We start from the raw sequence: 17,692 nt of genomic DNA on the forward strand, positions 1-17,692 counted from the left end.
GCGCCAAACTCCGGCCGAGTCCGCCGCCACCCCCTCAAAAACGGACGCCGTCCGCTCCCTCCAGGCTGGTCAGCCTCCGGCCTCCCGCCCCCGAAGCGTCGAGATCGTTACAACGCAACCGGCTCGCTTTAGGCACGCTTCAGTAGGCAATGGCGTTGCCGGAGCCCTAGGCCACGGCCCGAGAGCGCGCACGGGAGGATTGTCACCCGTCGGGTACGGCATCACGTCTCTCTGCGCTCAACTCGCTCGTGGCGTCCACACAGATCGCGGTCGAGGTCCAGGCGCGACGCTGGCAATCTTCGCCATTGCTGCTATGGGCTCAGGTGGACGCTGTTTTCTGCCACAGTCATCAGCGTCGGGGGCGATGCACCGCTGTGCATAGTTGTAGACGCCGGCCCGCGCGCACTGCTGCGGGTCGCCCAACTCGGCGAATGGCACGATCTTCAACAAAGCGAGCCAAACGCCGGAGCGTCCTGCGCTTTTGGTCGCGAGCGCCTCGGCCAGCGTGTCCTGTCACGCTGTCACCGGGCGACAAGCTTGCGAACACGCTGGACCTGTGCCGGCACGCAGTCACGCGGCTGGCACGGACGCGACCATCGGCGGACGGGGGCTGCATGGTCATCGCGCGCGGGATTGGGTGCTGGGCGGGGACAGGCGAAGTCCGGGCGCGTGTGGCGCAGGGTCCCCGGTGGGCGGATATAATGCCCGCCGCAGCGCCCGTAGCTCAGCAGGATAGAGCGGCGGTTTCCTAAACCGCAGGTCGCGTGTTCGAATCACGCCGGGCGCGTTTTGCTAATGTTTTCTCAAATCAGGCTTTAGACTACCCGGGCGGATTGTCGCGCAGGGGTCGGCCCGGGAGAATCACGACACCTCGCGCCGGCGGCGGGCTGGCTCCGGGACGGGGCTCGCTAAGGGGACCGGTTGTGCGCTATTATTCTCGCACGGACAGAACGACTGCGCGGAGTTGTGCTGCGGAGGGTTGCAGTTGCTTAAAGTGCTGCTGTTTTCGGTGCTGTTGATCGTCGGGCTGGTCGGCTCGCAGTTTCTGCCCGGGCTGGCCGGGAGCAGCTACGCGGCGCTTACCCAGGTGCTGAAGCTGCTGACCATGGCGGCGCTCGCGTTCATCATGATCCACGTCGGGCAAGAGTTCGAGATCGACCGATCGCGCCTGCGCTCGTACGGCTGGGACTACGTCGTGGCGGCGACCGCGGCGGCGTTCCCCTGGATCTTCTGCGCAGTGTACTTCGTGCTCGTGCTCGCGCCACCCGCGGGCTGGTCAAGCTGGGATGCCTGGCGTGATGCGCTGCTGGCCGGGAGGTTCGCGGCGCCGACGTCGGCCGGCGTGCTCTTCTCCATGCTCGCCGCCGCCGGGCTGGCGACCACGTGGGTTTTCCGCAAAACGCGCATCCTGGCGATCTTCGACGACCTCGACACCGTGCTGCTCATGATCCCGCTGAAGATGATGATCGTCGGCTGGGCCTGGCAGCTCGGCGTGGTGATCATCGTGATGGCGGTGCAGCTCGCGGTCGCCTGGCGCTACCTCCACCGGTGGCGGATTCCGGCGACCTGGCCCTGGGTGCTCGGCTACGCCGGCGGACTGGCGCTGGTGTGCGAAATCATCTACTTGGTGAGCAAACTGGTCGATGACGTGGTACCGGTGCACATCGAGGTGCTGCTGCCCGCGTTCGTGCTGGGATGCATCATGGCGCGGCCGGGAGATGGAGGGCATGGGTCCGGGCACGCCGCACACGCGGCGTCGGCGGCGGAGGCGCGGGCGAGCACCGTGATTTCGAGCGTGTTCATGGTGCTGGTGGGGCTGTCGATGCCGCCGCTGACAGGAATGGGCGGCACGCCGGAGGAGGTTGCGGCGGCGGACGCGGCCGTGGCGCAGGCGTACGTGGTGGCCGAGGGTGGGGGCGCGGCGGTGAGCCCTGGGGCCGATGGGCCGAGCTGGGGCTGGATCGTGATCCACGTCCTCGTGGTCACGGTGCTGGCGAATCTCGGCAAGATGTTTCCCGCGTTCTGCTATCGTCGTGAGGTTGGGTGGCGGCAGCGGTTGGCGGTGGCGGTGGCGATGTTCCCGCGCGGCGAGGTCGGCGCGGGAGTGCTGATCATCTCGCTGTCATACGGGATCGGCGGGCCCATGATCACGGTGGCGATGCTGTCGCTGGCGCTGAACCTGCTGTTGACGGGCGTCTTCATCGCGGTCGTGCAGCGGCTGATTGTGGCGGAGGGTGCGCAAGGGCAGGAGCCCGGCTGATCCGTCAATCGTCCCCTGGAGAGACTCTGGCGGGGAGAGGGATACAGACAGGGCGGATGCGACGCATCCCCCGGGCTGGCACCCGGGGCTACTCACAGACGCCCGCTGCGCGGGCTGGCGTGGGCCTTCGCTGGCGTTTCGGACTCGGATTGGGCGGCGGTCAGAATCAGCGCGCCGAGACGGGTTGGGCCGGGCGCAGGGCCAACATGCGGTCCAGCGCGATGCGCGACAGGCGGCGGGTCTCGGGGTCCACGCTCACCCGATTCACAACCCGCCCGGCAACCAGGTTCTCCAACACCCAGCAGAGGTGCGGCAGGTCGATGCGATACATCGTGCTGCACAGGCATTGCATTCCAGCCAGCGAGCAGATGTGCTTGTCCGGGTGGGCGCCGGCCAGCCGATTCACCAGGTGGATTTCGGTGCCGACCGCCCAGTAGGTGCCCGCGGCGGCGTCGGTGATTGTGCGGAGGATGTATTCCGTACTGCCGACGAAGTCCGCCCGCTGACACACCTCCCACGTGCACTCGGGATGCACGATGATCCGGTACGGTTCCGGGCGTGCCCGTAGCGTCTCGCAATGCGCCACCTTGAATAGCTGGTGCACGGAGCAGTGACCCTTCCATAGGACGACGCGGGCCGCGGCCAGTCGCTGGGGCGTGACGCCGCCGAACGGCTGGTGCGGATCGTATACGACCATGCTTTCCAGCGGCCAGCCGAGCGCGTACGCCGTGTTGCGCCCGAGGTGCTGATCGGGCAGAAACAGCACACGGTGGCCGCCGGCGGGGTCGCCGTGCGGGTCGGCGCCGTGTAACGCCCATTCAAGCACGAGCTTCGCGTTGGAGCTGGTGCAGCAGGCGCCGCCGTGCGCACCAACAAAGGCCTTGACGGCTGCGCTGGAATTCACGTAGGTAATCGGTGTGAGGGGGATCGGGGCGGCTTTCTCAATCTGTGGCCAGGCAGCTTCGAGCTGGTCAATGTGGGCCATGTCGGCCATGCTGCAGCCGGCGGAGAGGTCCGGCAGGATGACCTGCTGGCTCTCGCTGGTCAGGATGTCGGCGGACTCGGCCATGAAGTGCACGCCGCAGAAGACAATGAACTCGGCCTGAGTCTGCTCGGCGGCGATTTGCGCGAGCTTGAGGCTGTCGCCGGTGAAGTCGGCGAAGGCGATCACGTCGTCTTGCTGGTAGTGGTGGCCGAGGATGACGAGGCGGCGACCGAGCTGTTCGCGGGCGGCGCGGATGCGCGCGGTGAGTTCGCGCTCGGTGCGTTCGGTGTATTCCGGGAGCAGGGGGGCTTGCACGATCATTCGTGTTGTTCCGTTATGCGAGGCCGAGGTCAGGATGGGGGACCGAGCCCTGGTCGGTCGAACAGGCCAGAGGCCTCTCGCCAGCTTTCTGACGCCAACCCATCCATATGCTAGCGCGGGGCGGGGGTGGAGGCCACTGATTCACGGGTGCGCCGGACGTTATGTCGGCGGCGCCATTCGAGCCACCCCAACACGAGCGCGACGCCGGCGAGGTCGCACAGCCAGTCGCTGAGATCGGTGCTGCGGCCGACGAATTGCTGCGTGTACTCATCCGCGGCGCTGTAGATCAGCAGCACGGCCGCGGCCAGCCAGACGAAGCGGCCGGAGAGCGGCCGCTGTAGCGACTCCGCGAAACGCCAAAACAGGAAGGTCAGCAGGGCGAACGCACCAAAATGCGCGAGCTTGTCGGACGAGGGGACGGGGACGCCGAATTCGAGCTTCGGAAAGTGCGTGAGGATGAAGAGAAAGATCCAGTAAGCGGGCAGAGCACGGCGGTACCAGTGGGTCCAGGTGGGGGGCAGCGACGAGGGCGGCGCGGCGCTCACGGGCTGGTCGAGTCCTGTACGACAGCAGCCGGCGCGGGCGTGCGACGGGGGTTGGCTGCGATTTCGCGGGCCAGCGCGAGGTAGTCCTCGGCGCCGTGGCTGCCGGGCGCGTAGTCGAAGATCGTTTGGCCGAAGCTCGGGCATTCGGCGAGTTTGATGTTGCGACGGATCACGCGGTCGAAGACGCGCGCCCCGTGCCAGGGCGCGTCGGGCTCGGCGCCGGCGACAAAGCGGATCACGTCGTCGCGGACTTCCTGGGCGAGCTTGGTGCCGGCCTCGTACATGCACAGCACGATGCCGGAGACATGGAGCGCCGGGTTGATCTCAGTACGTACGAGGGTGATCGTGTCGAGCAGTCGCCCGAGGCCCTGCAACGCGAGGAAGTGCGGTTGGAGCGGGATGATGACCTCATCCACAGCGGCCAGCGCGTTGAGGGTAAGCAGGCCAAGGGATGGAGCGCAGTCGATGAAGCAGTAGTCGAACCCGTCCTGGTAGGGGTGCAGGACGCGGGTGAGCACGGTCTCGCGGTCGTCGCGGCCGGCAAGTTCGATCTCCGCGCCGACGAGGTCGATGTGGGCGGGCACGACGACGAGATGCTCGGCAACGGAGTGGGCCGCGTCCGCGAGGGCCGCGCCGCGGGCGATGACGTCGTAGATGCTCGTGTCGGTCTGGCCGACGTCGATGCCCAGATGCAGCGTCGCATGGGCCTGCGGATCCAGGTCCATGAGCAGCACGTGCTGTCCCTCGCGGGCCAGGGCCGCCGACAGATTGACCGCGCTGGTGGTTTTTCCGACGCCGCCTTTTTGGTTGATGATGGCGATCGACCGCATGACGTCAGTATACGCGGCGGGCGGCGGGGCGAGAATCGGCAATCCCGCGTGCCGGGCGGCACTGGGCGCGACCCGCATGCCGAGCGTTAGCCGAGGGTTGCGAGAATGTTGGCGCGGGCGGTTTCCGGCACCTCGCTCAGCGCTTCCTCTACCCCGGCCTGGCCACCGGAACTGCGGACGGCCCCGACGGCCTCGCGCAGCATTCGGTCCCGTCGGGCGCAGAATTCGGTGAACGCCGCGCGAATCTCGTCGCGGGTCCAGTGGGCGAGCGGGTCGGCGACGCCGGTCTGGCTGCGGGCCCACTTCAGGAGGGCATTGCCGTCATCGCCGAGCTCGTAAAGGCGGGCGAGGACGACGATGCGCTGGGCAGAGGTGCCAAGGAACTCGCGAACCGCCGCCGGCACGGCGACGAGTTGGTCGTCGAGGGTGCGGCGGCCGACGGTGTCGAGCCAGCCGGCGGCACGTTGGGGCTCGTCCGCGGGCTCGGCCAGGCGGCCCGGGGGGATGACGAGCGTCCGATGACCGGTCGCGAACTGCACGGACACCCGGTGAACGGGCTGATCGCCGGTCGTGCCGGATTGCACGCGCAAAACGGTTCCGGTGCCCCACTCGGGGCGCACAGGGTTGCACACCCGGTGGCCGACGAGGTCGGCGGTGATCTCCAGATCGGACATAGGTGGCCTCCGGCGGTCCAGCGGACGGCGCCGGCACTTGCGGCACTGTAACAACTGGTGCGGGGTCCGGCCAGCGGTTGCCGGGGCGGGCGTGTTTAGCGGACGCAGCGCGGGGGCGCTGAGGGCCACGGCGCGGCTGCACGGCGGCGACGGGCTTTGCCGATGATTGACTGTACGCATAGACTTACGATGCGCAGGTGGGTGACCAACGCACCGCGCCGGCGGCAGACGACTCAGCAGGAGTATCCCATGTTCTCCCTGGCACGATCGGTCCATGTCCGGTGGGCGCTCTACATTGCCTTGTGCTCGGTATTCGCCTTCGTCGTGCTGGGGGGCGGCTGTCCGCAGCCGAACGACCCGAACACTCCGAACACGGACATCGACGACGACGGTATCCCCAACGTCGACGACCCCGATGTGGATGGCGACGGGGTTGACAATGATGACGACGATGACATTGACGGCGACGGCGTTCCCAATGACCAGGACACGACGCCGTCCGGGCCGACGGACAGTAACGATCCCAATGACGGCAACGACCCGAACGACAGCAACGATCCGAACGACACGAACGACCCGTCGGACAACAATAACCCGCCCGACCCTGATCCGCCGACGGCGGTGACGCTTAGCGTGATTGCCAAGACCGGCGATGCCGTGCCGGATCAGGCCGCGGGGGTCACGTTCACCGCGCTGGGTACGCCGGTGATCGATGCCAAGGGGCGGATTGCTTTCTGGGGTGAGTATGGGGGCACGGGTGCGATCGGCACGAGCGGCCTGTACGTGTGGAACGGGACCGAGGTGGAGTGCGTTTTCGACAACGATCCGAACTCGGCGGGCGTCGTGCCGGGGCGCAGCGCGGCGCACTACTTCCAGTACGACCCGAACCAGCCCGACATTGCCTGGGGCGCGGGCGACCGGTTGCTGTTTGTGGCGGCGATCAAGCCGGCGAGCGGCTCGTCGAGCACAAGCCTCGCGGGGGTCTATCGCTGGCGCGCGACGGATGGGAATTTCGCGCGCGTCGCAGACACGACGCAGGTGGCGGCGGAATTCCCCGACGTGAACGAGGACGCGAACGGAAATCCCTCGTTCGAGGCCACGTTCTTCGTGCCCGGCGTGAGCGACGCAGGCTTGGGCGTGTTCGGCGTGCACTACACGTACATCAAAACGACCGGGGACGGACTGGACCGTTTTGTGCTCGACCAGGATGCGTTCTTCACGAGCAACGGCACATCCGTGACGAAGATCGCCGACAGCAGCACCAAGAAGACCGGCGTGGTGCCGGACCAGCCGGCGGATGCCTACTTCGGGCTGACGTACACGACGACGACGATCAACGGTGACGGCAACGCGCTCTTCCAGGCCAGCTACGCGTCGAGCACCTCGAGCGGTCGTGGCGTGTTCATGGTGCGCAGCGGGGAGCGGTATCGCGTGATCGACAACCGCGCGTCGGCGTCGTGGCCCGGCCTGCCCGTCGGCGCGCAGTTCATGCCGCGGTCGCCCGCGACCGGGTACGCGCTGGCGATTGGTCCGAAAGGGCACATCGCGCTCGCGGGCAAAATCTCGCTGAACAGCAGCCCCCTGTCGGCGGTCATCCTGTGGGACTGGGACGCCGCCACCTGGACGGAACTGACCGGAACGGGCGGCGCCGCGGCGACGGCGCTGCTGAGCGGCGTGAACGACGACGGGGCGACGCTGATCCTGAGCGGCGGCAACCCGTATCTGGTCACGCGCAGCACGCGGACACAGGTGAATGCCACTTTGCCGACGGCGCTGCAGGGCGCGTCGCTGGGGTGGCTGGATGCCGGGGGAGCGATCAACAACTACGGCCGCGCCGTGGTGCAGTACGCGAACAGTGGCAAGGCGGGGCTCGCGCTGTGGACGGGCCAGACGCTGCTGGTGGTGGCGGATGCGCAGCTGGGGATACCGGAGGATCTGTCGACGATCTCCACGGTCGTGAAGCCGGAGCGTGATCGGCCGGGCCGGTCGGGGCTGCTGAACGACGCTGACGAGCTCACGTTCAAGGGGACGCTGACCGACGGCACGGAGGTCATCTACCTCGGCACCGGGGAGTAGAGCGGAGCCGCGACGGGGTCGATGCGGCCGGTTTTCGGGCGGGCCTAGTTCGGCCGGGCCTGCTCGATGCGCGCCAGGTCCGCCTGGCAATCCTTCAGATCCGGATCAATCGCGAGCGCCTGCCGGTAGTAGTCGGCCGCCGCCGCGGGCTGGCCCTGCATTTCCTTGATTCGGCCGAAGGCGCGCAACAGCCGCACACTCCGCGGCTCGACGGCCAACCCGGCCGTGAGCTGCTGCTCGGCCGCCGTGAACTGGCCTAGGGCGGCGTGGGCTCGGGCGGACTCTTCGAGCGTGAACGTGTCGGTGGGTAGTTGCTGCAGCACCAGCTCGAACTGCGCGATGGCGTCCGCGTAACGCTGCACGCGCCCCAGGAACGTGCCGTACTTGCGGCGGATGTCGTAATCGTGCGGCGCCAGCGCGACCGCGCGCTCGAACGCCTGCGTGGCCTCGTCCGTGCGGCCTTGCGGATTCAGGGCGGCGGCCAGGTGCACATACAGCCGCGATGCGTCGGGCATCGCGTCGATCAGACGCCGCAGCAACTGCTCGGCCTGGGCGTACTCCTTGTTCGCCTGCATGCGCGGCAGATCGTCGACGAGCAAGCGGAAGTAATGAATGTAATCTTTCGGGTCGCCGCCGCGGGGCTCGAACCGGTCCAGTTCGGTGACGTCCTCTTCGGTGAAAGCCGACGGCGTGCCGACGTAGCCCAGGCCGGCAAGCCGGGCCGCCTCGTCACCGGTCAGCTTGACCGCGGACTCCTCGGCGGACGGCGGGGGCGGCGCATCGGCGAGCAGGTCGTGCAGCGCGGTGCGCAGCTGCTCGCCACGCGCGGTGTTGGCGGACAGCACATTGCGCAGCTCGCCGGGATCAATGGCGATGTCGTAGAGCTCCGACTGTGGCGCGAGAATATACTTCCACTGCCCGGCGGACAGGCTGCGCAACTGCGACAGGCCGTATTCGATCTGGGCATCGAACGTCTCGCTGTAGCCGGTGAGCTGCAGGTCCGCGGGCGTCGGCGCCAGCAGGGGCCAGAGGCTCACGCCCTGGGCCCGTTCCATCGCCGGTAGCTTGAGTGCCGCGAGGATGGTCGGGGCGATGTCGATGGTGCGCACCTGCGCGGTCACGGTCCGACCGGCCGGGACGCCGGGGCCCCGCACCAGGAATGGAACGTGGATGGTCGTGTCATATAGCAGATAGCCGTGCATCAGCTCGTCGTGCTGTCCGAGGCCCTCGCCGTGGTCGCCGACCGCGATAACGAGCGTGTCCTGCTCATGCCCCAGCGCCCGCAACTGGTCGAGCACGACCCCGATCTGCGTGTCCATGAACGCGATCTCGTCGGCATACGCGTTCGGCGAGCGCTGATCGGGGATCCGGGGCGACTCGTACGGGAAATGCGGGTCGTAGAAGTGGACCCACAGGAAGAACGGTCGATCCTTGACGCTTTGCAGCAGCTCCACTGCGTCACGGGCGATCTCGTCGCCTTTCCGCTCAGCGTTCAGCGGATTGCCCACCGCCGCCGGTACGACGTCGTTGTACACGTCAAAACCCTGGTCGGTGCCAAACTGCCGGTTCAGCACGAACGCCGCGACGGTGGCCTGTGTGGTGAAGCCGGCCTGCTTGAGGACCTCGGCGAGCGTCACCGCGCCGGCGGCGAGGCGGCCGGTGCCGTTTTGCCGCGCGCCGTGGGCGTACGGGTACTCGCCGGTGAGGATGCTGGAATGGGAGGGCAAGGTGAGCGGCGACGCGCTGGCGCAGCGCGCAAACAGCGTGCCTTCACGGGCGAGGCGGTCGAGGTTGGGCGTCTGCGCGGTGGCCCGCCCATAGCAGCCGAGGTAGTCCGCCCGCGTCGTGTCGAGCGTGAACAGCAGCACATTGCGCGGCCGCTTGTCCCGGGTGGACCAGAGTGGGCGCGCCAGCACGCCGAATGCGATCAGCACCGCGACGCCGACGAGGGCGAGGAGGACAAGCCGCCGGGGGCGGCGCGCGTTGGCGACTGCGGCGGTGGGTTCGCGCTGACTTGCTGGTCGTCCGGGTTCGCTCATGCATTCACCGTTCGAGCTTCTGCCTGACACGGTCCCGGTCCGCCGCGCATTCACTGAAACCGGGATCCAGTGCCAGGGCCTGATTGTAGTAGTCCAACGCCTCCGGCAGCCGCTGCTGCTGTTCACGCAGCAGGCCCAGCACCCGCAACGCGTTCGTTTCGCGCGGCTCAACCTGCAGCGCATGCTGCAAGTGCTCCTCGGCGGCGTCAAACTGCCCGAGCGTGGCGTGGGCGAGCGCGGCCTGGGTCAGCGCGCCGGTGTCGTCCGGCGTGCGCTCCAGAATTGCGGTGAACTGTACCAGGGCCTCGGCGGGCTGATTGCTGCGGCGCAGAAAAGTCCCGTATTTCATCCGCACGACGTGGTCCTGCGGTGCCAGCGCCACGGCACGCTCGAATGCGTCGCGCGCCTCGGCCATGCGCCCGTCCGACTCGAGCACGCCGGCGAGATACGTCGGCAGGTAGGCGGCGCCAGGCAGCGTGGCGATCAGGTTGCGGAGCATCTGCTCAGCCTGGGCATGCTGTTTCGCCTTGAGCAGCCGCGGCAATTCCCACGAGATCAGCTTAAAGGAGCGGGCAAACGCGCGCGGGGCCGCGCCCTGGGGCTCAAAGCGGTCCGATTCGGGGATGTCGTCGTCGGACAGCGCGTTGTCGGAGGCGACGTACCCGAGCGATTCAAGATCACGCCGGCCCGCAGCGCTCAGCCGCGTTGAAGATTCCGCGGCGTCCGGCGGGGGTGGCGCGTCGGCGATCAGTTGCCGCAGGTCGGCCAGCAAGCCGGCCGCCCGCTCAGGCTCCTCGGCGATCAGGTTGCGGGTCTCGCCGGCGTCCGCCCCCAGGTCATACAACTCCGGCTCCGGCGACCACACGTACTTCCACCCGTCCGCCGACAGACTACGCAACTGCGACAAGCCATACTCGATCTGCGCCAGAAACGTCTCGCTGTACGCCGCCAGCTTCAGATCCGTCTGCGCCCCACGCAACAGCGGCCGCAGCGTCACCCCCTGGGCATGCTCCCACGCCGGCAGCCCCAGCAGGTCGAGTATCGTCGGCGCGACGTCAATGGTCCGCACCTGGCTCGTGATACGCCGGGCCGGCACACGCGCCGGCCACCAGACCATCAGCGGCGCGTGGACCGTCGTCTCGTACAGGAAGTACCCGTGCTTCCATTCGTCGTGATCGTTCAACCCCTCGCCGTGATCGGCCACTGCCACCACCAGCGTGTCACGGTCGCGCCCGGTTTCACGCAGGCCGTCCAGCAGGCGGCCGATCTGCATGTCCATGAAGGCAATCTCGTCGGCGTAGGCCTGCGGCGAGAGGATGTCCGGTGTCCGCTCCGACAGGTAGGGGAAGTGCGGATCGTAGAAGTGCACCCACAGGAAGAAACGCTGATCCTTCAATGTGCGGAGCATCTGGAGCGCGTCATCGCAGACCTCGTCGCCGCGCCGCTCGGCCTCGGTCGGATTGCCGGTGGTCGGGCGGACGACGTCGTGATAGACGTCGAAGCCCTGGGCGGTGCCGAATTGCTGGTTCAGGACGAAGCTGGCGATGGTGGCCTGGGTGGCGAAGCCGGCGGCTTTGAGGGTCTCGGCCAGCGTGGTGTTGGAGTCCGCGAGCCGGCCGGTGCCGTTCTGGCGAGCACCGTGGGCGTACGGGTAGAGGGCGGTGAGGATACTGGAGTGGGATGGCAGCGTGAGCGGGGAGCAGGTGGTGCAGCGGGTGAAGACGGCGCCCTCGCGCGCCAGGCGGTCGAGGTTCGGCGTGCGGGCCGTCGGGCAGCCGTAGCAGCCCAGATGGTCGGCCCGCGTGGTGTCCAGCGTGATAAGCAGCACGCCGCGTGGGACAGCACCTAATGCAGAGGACCCGCGGAATTGCCAGCCCACGAACACGACGATGGCCAGAACGAGCAGCGCCACCACGCCAAACCAGAGCTGCCGCGCCCGCTTCGGGCCGGATTTCAAGCTGCTTTGCCGGTCGCGTATCGCCATCCGCAGGTCACTCCAGTGCGCGGACCGGGATCCGCGGCAGTGTTCTAGTATATCGGCGGCGGGACCGGCTGGGGCGGACCGAATCGGCGCAGCTAGCGCAGGTATCCGAGGGAGCGCAGCCGGCGGGTCTCTTCCGGAGTGAGCTGGAGCGGGGCAGCGTCGGCGCCGGACGGACCGTGCAACTCCTTGAGGGCCAGATCGAGGTCGGCTTGGGCTGTGCGCAGCCGGTCCGCAGCCGTGCCGCTCAGGTCGCTCGTCTCTCCCGGATCTTCGCCGATACTAAAAAGAGCCACGTTCTGATCCGGGTCGATGATCAGCTTGTACCCGTCGTGCAGCCAGCCACGGTAGGGCGGGCCCCAGAAGTTGCCCTCGAAGAGCACCGGGCGATCCAAGGGCGGGTCGATCCCGACCACGTCCAGCAGGTTCTGGCCGGCGAACATGGGATCGGGCTGAATGCCCGCCAGTGCGCACAGCGTCGGTGCCACATCGATGTGCCGGACGACGGATGCAGCGACACCCGGCGTCAAATGCCCCGGGTAGCGGATCAGCAGCGGGACGTGGACGAGTTCCTCGTAGAGCGTGTGGCCGTGCTCGAACCCGCCGTGGTCAAGAAATTCCTCGCCGTGGTCGGCGGTGAAGACGATGATGGTCGAGTCCGCGAGCTGCATTTCCCGCAGCGCGGCGATCAACCGGCCGACCTCGGCGTCGGTGAAGGCGACTTCGCCGTTGTAGAGCCTTTCGGCCCGCCGGATCGTCGGCGCGTCGATCGAGAGCTTGCCCTGGCGATAGGCGATCATTTGGGGCACGGTACCGAACAGCCAGCGTGTGTCGCCGTGGTCCTCGGGCGCGGCGAAGCGCTGCCGGAAGTCGGCGGGCGGGTCGTACGTGAGATGAGGATCGAAGTAGTGCACGAAGAGAAAAAACGGCTGAGTCCGTGCCGAGCGCAGCCAGCGGAGCGCCGCGTCAGTGGTTTGTGTCGCGCGGCGGCCCTCGACGTTGTCGGTGGGCACGAAATCCACGTGCTTGAACCCCTGCGTCATGCCGAACCGCTCGGCGAGGAAGTCGATGTTTGTGATTTCCGCCGTCGCGTAACCCGCGTCGTGGAAGACCTCGGCGACGGTACGGACATCCGGGCGCAGGCCGCGGAACTCACCGAGTCGGCCGCCGGCCCCGTGCTGGGGCGGCGACAGCGACGTGAAGAGCGAAGCGAACGCCGGCAGCGTCCAGGGGGCATGCGCATACGCGCGGGCGAAGCGGGTGCTTTCAGTCGCGAAGGCGTCGAGCTGGGGTGTGGCGCCGAGCGCGCTGCCGTGGGAGCCGAGGCGATCGGCGCGCAACGTGTCGGCGACGATGAGCAGCACGTTCGGGCGCGCCGCGGACGAGGCGCGGCCCCGCGAGCCGGGGCGCAGCGCGGTCCAAGTGGCCACCAGGGCTCCGAACACGACCACGAGGGCGATGAGGATGCGTCGCCGGCGGCGCGTGGGCTGCCGAGTGCGGCCGGCGGACGGTTCAGAGGGACGCGGCATCATGGGCTCCCACGGCGAGTTCTCTTCTAGTGCGGCCGGGCCTGCTCAACAGCTTGCAGGGCGGCGCGGGCCCGTTCGGAACGCGGATCGAGCGCGAGCACGCGGCGAAAGCAGTCCGCGGCCTGATCCAGGCGGCCGAGGCGCGTATATACCTGTCCGAGCGCGTGCAGCGCGTTCGGATTTCGCGGCTGCAGACGGACCGCTGCCTCGAAGTGCGCGCAGGCCTCACCATAACGCTCCATGCCGCTGTAGGCGACGCCCAACATGGAGTGTGCCGCCGCATCGTTCGGGGTCAGCGCGAGGACCTGCGTGGCTTGAGTGGCGGCGGCGTCCCAGCGGCGGGCACCGAGCAGCATCGAGGCGTATTGCGCGCGGGTGCGCGAGTCCTCGGGCGTGAGCGCCAGCACGCGCTCGTAACTCTGGATGGCTGCGTCGAACTTGCCCTGGCGGGCGAGCACGTCGGCGAGATCGCGAAGTGGAGCCGGCGCATCGGCCAACGCGGTCAGGACGGACTGCAATTGAGCTTCGGCGGTGGCGTGCTGGCCGTGCGCGATCGCGATGCGGGCGCGCTGGTAGGTGCTGATGGCGCGGATGTGCAAGTGCGGATCGACGCCGCGCGGCTCGAACAGGTCCACCTCGCTGAGGTCCTGCTCGGCGGGGTCGGCTGCGACGCCCAGATAGCCGAGCGACTCCAGGCGGGCGAGTTCGTGGTGAGCGAGCCGCAAGGAGGAGTCCTCGGCGAGGCGGGGCGGCGCATCCGCCAGCAGCGCACGCAGTTGCTCGCGCAGGCGCGCGACATCGGCGGGTCGCGCGGACGCGAGATCCTGTTGTTCGCCCGGATCCGCCAGCAGGTCGTAGAGCTGGGGTGTCGGAGCGTGGATGTACTTCAGCGGGCCGGCGGTCAGGGTCCGAATGCGCGCCAGTCGGAACAGCGTGTGCGGCTCGCCGGCTTCGGCGTACGCGGTGAGGTCGAGGTGGTGCTCCGCCTTGTCCAGCAAGGGCCGAAGTGACACGCCCTGCGCGTCGGGGAGCGGCGGCAGGCCGAGGAGGTCGAGCATCGTCGGTGCAATGTCCAGCGTCCGGACGACGTCCGCCACGACGTGGTTCGGTGGCACAACACCAGGGCATGCGGCGATGAACGGCACCTGCACGGTCGTCTCGTACGCGAAGAAGCTGTGTTCGAACTCGTCGTGGTCATCGAGGCCCTCGCCGTGGTCGCCGACGAGGATGACCAGTGTGCGCTGGTCGAGTCCAAGCTCGCGCAGACGGTCGAGGAGCCGGCCGATCTGCGTGTCCATGAAGGTAATTTCGTCGGCGTAGGCAGCCGGCGACTCGGGGTCGGAGGCGCGCGCGGATTCGTACGGGTAGTGCGGATCGTAGAAGTGGACCCACAGGAAGAAACGCTCGCGAGCGGACTTTGTCAGCATGTCGAGCGCATCGGCGCAGACCTGGTCGCCCTTGCGCTGCGCCGCGGCCGGGTCGGTGCCGGCCTGTGGGGCGGGTACCGTGCGGTACTCGTCGAAGCCCTGTGCCATGCCGAAGCGACCGTCGAGTACGTAGGACCCGAGCGCGGCCCGCGTCGCGAAGCCGGCCGATTTCAGCGCCTCGGCCAGCGTGACGGCAGCCGGCGGTAGCTGATCCGTGCCGTTGCGGCGCACGCCGTGCACGAACGGGTAGAGGCCCGTCATGATCGTGCAGTGCGAGGGGAGCGTCTGGACGGAGCTGGTGACGCAGCGGCGGAACTGGGTGCCGGCGCGCGCGAGCCGGTCGATGTTGGGTGTCTGGGCGGCGGTCCGGCCGTAGCAGCCGAGGTAGTCGGCACGGGTCGTGTCGGCCGTGATCAGCAGGACATTGAGCGGCTCGCCGGCCCTGCCGCCGAACCAGCCGCGCGCCATGCCGACGCGATACACGAGCACGAGCGCCGCCACGGTGCACATACCGAGCGCGAAAAGGGGCAGCCGGGAGCGTGGGCGCACTGGCTCAGGGTGACTCGGGCGTGGTTTGCGCGGCCGTCGACTCAACGCATGCTCCGGTGGCCGTAGAATGCGGGCCAGGGGTAAGCCCGTCTTGCGCGGAGTATAGCGGTGTGGGCGTATGCACTCCACGGAAGGCACGCAGCGACTCACCGCCGTTCAGGTAGAAAGGCATCGTTTACGATAATACAATCTCCCGAAATGGAGGAAGCTGGTGCCGCGGGCGAGCCATGCAGTGCAGCGCGCGATGTTCGACCGGACCAAGGACGGCCGCCGCGCCGTAGCCGAGAGGGCGGCCTGCATGCGGCCGGTTGGACGGCCGGCCTGGCCGTGGCTGGCGGTCTTGCTGTTCTGCGTCCTGCTGCTGCCGGAGCCGGCGCTCGCGTATATCGGACCTGGGGCGGGCTTCGCGGTCGGCACGACGCTGGTGACGTTGTTCTTCGCGGTGTTGTCCGCGCTTGGGGCCTTGGTCCTGTGGCCGTTCCGGTGGGTGATCCGTGCCATCCGGCAACGTCGCGCGCACGCGAAGGCGCGCATCAAGCGCGTGGTCGTGCTCGGCTTGGACGGTCTCGACGCGACCTTGACGGAGCGTTTTCTCAGCGAGGGCAAGCTGCCGAATTTTGCCAAGCTGAAGGAGCAGGGGACTTACCGGCGGTTGGCTACCACCGTGCCGGCCATGACGCCCGTGGCGTGGTCGTCCTTCCTCACAGGCTGCAACCCCGGCAAGCACAACATCTTTGACTTTCTGACGCGCGACAAGAAAACCTATCTGCCGGCGTTGTCGTCGGTGCAGATCAATCCCCCGCGCAAGACGGTCAAGCTCGGTCGGTTTCGCATCCCGGTCAGTAAGCCGGACATCCGCCTGCAACGCAAGGGCAAGCCCTTTTGGAACACACTGGGCGAGCACGGCATCTTCAGCAATGTCATCCGCATGCCGATCACGTTTCCGCCGGAGCCGTTCCACGGCGTGCTGCTGTCGGCGATGTGCGTGCCTGACCTGCGCGGCAGCCAGGGGACGTTTTCGTACTACTCGAGCGCGGGCAGCACCGAGCCGGAGTACATCGGCGGCGAACAGATCTACGTGAAGCGCGAGGGGAATCTCATCCGGTCGCATCTCGTCGGCCCGGAGAACACGTTCGTGGAGGGCGGGGGGGCGATGCGCTGTCCGTTCGAGGTGCGCATCACCGGGCCCGATCACGCGCTGCTGAAAGTCAACGGCGAGACGCACAAGCTGACGCGCGGCGAATACACGCCGTGGATCACCGTGAAGTTCAAGCCGGGGCTGGGCGTGAAGGTGAACGGCATCTGCGAGGTGCTGCTGCTGGAGACCGAGCCCGAGTTCCGGATGTATGTCACGCCGATCCAGATCGACCCGGCGCGGCCGGCGATGGCGATTTCGCATCCGAAGGTGTACGCGACGTACTTGTCGAAGCTGATGGGGCAGTTCGCGACGATGGGGCTGGCGGAAGACACGTGGGGGATGAACGCCCGCATCCTGGATGACGAGGCGTTTCTGCACCAGTGCGTGGAAGCGGACGAGGAGCGCATCGACATGTTCTTCGATGCGCTGGAGAAGGTGCGGCGCGGCCTGTGCGTGTGCGTGGTCGACGGCCCGGACCGCATCCATCACATGTTCTGGCGCTACCTGGAGCCGGAGCACCCGGGCTACAGCGGGCAGGGCGGCCGCGAGCGCCGCAACGCGATCGAGGAAATGTACGTCCGGATGGACGAGCTGGTCGGCGACACGCTGGCGGCGTGCGCTGACCCGGGCACGCTGCTCTGGGTGATTTCCGACCACGGCTGCGCGTCGTTCCGGCGGGGGATCGATCTGAACGTCTGGCTCGAGCAGAACGGCTACCTGAAATTGAAGCCGGACGGCCGCGGCCAGCGGTATCTCACCGGCGTCGATTGGTCCCAGACGCGGGCGTATTGCATCGGGCTGACGGGTATCTGGCTGAACATCCGTGGGCGTGAAGCGCAGGGCATCGTGGATCCCAAGGATGCGGCGGCGCTGCGCGACGAGCTGGTCGGCAAGTTGACCGGGTTGCGCGACGCGCAGGATGGCCAAGTCGCGATCAATCGGGTCTTCGACGCGCAAAAGGTCTATCGTGGTCCATACAAAAGCGAGGCACCGGATCTCATCATCGGCTACAACGCGGGCTATCGCGTGAGCTGGGAGGCCGCGATCGGCCAGCCGACGGACAGGCTGTTCCACGAGAACACGAAGGCCTGGAGCGGCGACCACATCATCGATCCCAAGCTCGTGCCGGGTGTGCTGTTCAGCAACCGGAAGATTGCCGACGAGCAGCCGCACATCGCCGATCTCGGGCCGACCGTGCTGGAGCTGTTCGGCGTGGCGGTCCCGGAGCACATGGACGGGCGGCCGCTACGCGTGGCCGACGCGGACGGTTCGTATCCGGACGGGAACCATGGTCAGGAAAGGGCCGCAGCGCAGGCCGTATCCGAGGCTGCTGCGTAG

General features: G+C 67.8%; 11 protein-coding genes and 1 tRNA gene. 4 read left to right on the plus strand and 8 right to left on the minus strand.

The genetic code is table 11. The annotated features are described in order from the left end of the window. Positions 1-713: 713 nt before the first annotated feature. Both KA383_03555 and KA383_03560 read left to right on the plus strand, forming a co-directional pair. Positions 714-787, plus strand: a tRNA-Arg gene (locus KA383_03555). A gap of 198 nt (positions 788-985) precedes the next feature. Beyond that, positions 986-2,260, plus strand: a complete 1,275-nt coding sequence (locus tag KA383_03560) for a sodium:proton antiporter (protein MBP7745184.1) — start codon at positions 986-988, stop codon at positions 2,258-2,260. A gap of 166 nt (positions 2,261-2,426) precedes the next feature. On the opposite strand, the gene nadA is transcribed toward KA383_03560, so the two are convergent. From nadA to KA383_03580, 4 genes are all read right to left on the minus strand, one after another. Further along, a complete protein-coding gene (gene nadA / locus KA383_03565; protein ID MBP7745185.1) occupies positions 2,427-3,566 on the minus strand; it encodes a quinolinate synthase NadA in 1,140 nt (379 codons plus the stop codon). Between the two features lie 110 nt (positions 3,567-3,676). Continuing rightward, positions 3,677-4,111, minus strand: coding sequence for a VanZ family protein (locus KA383_03570; protein MBP7745186.1), 435 nt, complete (start codon positions 4,109-4,111; stop codon positions 3,677-3,679). Next, positions 4,108-4,941, minus strand: coding sequence for a ParA family protein (locus KA383_03575; GenBank protein ID MBP7745187.1), 834 nt, complete (start codon positions 4,939-4,941; stop codon positions 4,108-4,110). The genes KA383_03570 and KA383_03575 overlap by 4 nt, the downstream gene beginning before the upstream one ends. An 86-nt stretch (positions 4,942-5,027) precedes the next feature. Then, positions 5,028-5,615, minus strand: coding sequence for a DUF3553 domain-containing protein (locus KA383_03580; protein MBP7745188.1), 588 nt, complete (start codon positions 5,613-5,615; stop codon positions 5,028-5,030). A gap of 249 nt (positions 5,616-5,864) precedes the next feature. On the opposite strand from KA383_03580, the gene KA383_03585 reads away from it, so the two are divergent. Continuing rightward, positions 5,865-7,691: a hypothetical protein gene (locus tag KA383_03585; GenBank protein ID MBP7745189.1), complete on the plus strand. Its 1,827-nt coding sequence runs from the start codon at positions 5,865-5,867 to the stop codon at positions 7,689-7,691. Between the two features lie 44 nt (positions 7,692-7,735). Here the strand turns inward: KA383_03585 and KA383_03590 are convergent, their stop codons facing one another. The 4 genes from KA383_03590 to KA383_03605 form a co-directional block, all read right to left on the minus strand. After that, entirely contained in the window at positions 7,736-9,730 is a 1,995-nt protein-coding gene (locus tag KA383_03590; GenBank protein ID MBP7745190.1) for a sulfatase-like hydrolase/transferase, read from the minus strand. A gap of 4 nt (positions 9,731-9,734) precedes the next feature. Beyond that, the gene (locus KA383_03595; GenBank protein MBP7745191.1) at positions 9,735-11,714 is read right to left on the minus strand and encodes a sulfatase-like hydrolase/transferase; all 1,980 of its coding nucleotides are present in this window, start codon (positions 11,712-11,714) and stop codon (positions 9,735-9,737) included. Positions 11,715-11,806: 92 nt separating this feature from the next. Then, on the minus strand, positions 11,807-13,240 hold the full coding sequence (locus KA383_03600; GenBank protein MBP7745192.1) for a sulfatase: 1,434 nt from the start codon (positions 13,238-13,240) through the stop codon (positions 11,807-11,809). A 26-nt stretch (positions 13,241-13,266) separates the two neighbouring features. Further along, complete coding sequence (locus tag KA383_03605) at positions 13,267-15,177, minus strand: sulfatase-like hydrolase/transferase (GenBank protein ID MBP7745193.1); 1,911 nt, start codon at positions 15,175-15,177, stop codon at positions 13,267-13,269. Positions 15,178-15,514: 337 nt separating this feature from the next. Between KA383_03605 and KA383_03610 the strand changes: the two genes are divergently transcribed. Beyond that, positions 15,515-17,692 carry an alkaline phosphatase family protein gene (locus tag KA383_03610; GenBank protein ID MBP7745194.1) on the plus strand — a complete coding sequence of 726 codons (2,178 nt, stop codon included), beginning with the start codon at positions 15,515-15,517 and terminating at the stop codon, positions 17,690-17,692.

It is taken from the genome of Phycisphaerae bacterium, assembly GCA_017999985.1.
Taxonomy (GTDB): Bacteria; Planctomycetota; Phycisphaerae; order UBA1845; family Fen-1342; genus JAGNKU01.

Coding starts and splice junctions, on each gene's coding strand:
- KA383_03580 (MBP7745188.1), bottom strand. CDS start 5,615: ATGTCCGATCTGGAGATCACCGCCGACCTCGTCGGCCACCGGGTGTGC.
- KA383_03595 (MBP7745191.1), bottom strand. CDS start 11,714: ATGGCGATACGCGACCGGCAAAGCAGCTTGAAATCCGGCCCGAAGCGG.
- KA383_03585 (MBP7745189.1), top strand. CDS start 5,865: ATGTTCTCCCTGGCACGATCGGTCCATGTCCGGTGGGCGCTCTACATT.
- nadA (MBP7745185.1), bottom strand. CDS start 3,566: ATGATCGTGCAAGCCCCCCTGCTCCCGGAATACACCGAACGCACCGAG.
- KA383_03610 (MBP7745194.1), top strand. CDS start 15,515: ATGCGGCCGGTTGGACGGCCGGCCTGGCCGTGGCTGGCGGTCTTGCTG.
- KA383_03600 (MBP7745192.1), bottom strand. CDS start 13,240: ATGCCGCGTCCCTCTGAACCGTCCGCCGGCCGCACTCGGCAGCCCACG.
- KA383_03575 (MBP7745187.1), bottom strand. CDS start 4,941: ATGCGGTCGATCGCCATCATCAACCAAAAAGGCGGCGTCGGAAAAACC.
- KA383_03590 (MBP7745190.1), bottom strand. CDS start 9,730: ATGAGCGAACCCGGACGACCAGCAAGTCAGCGCGAACCCACCGCCGCA.
- KA383_03605 (MBP7745193.1), bottom strand. CDS start 15,177: ATGTGCACCGTGGCGGCGCTCGTGCTCGTGTATCGCGTCGGCATGGCG.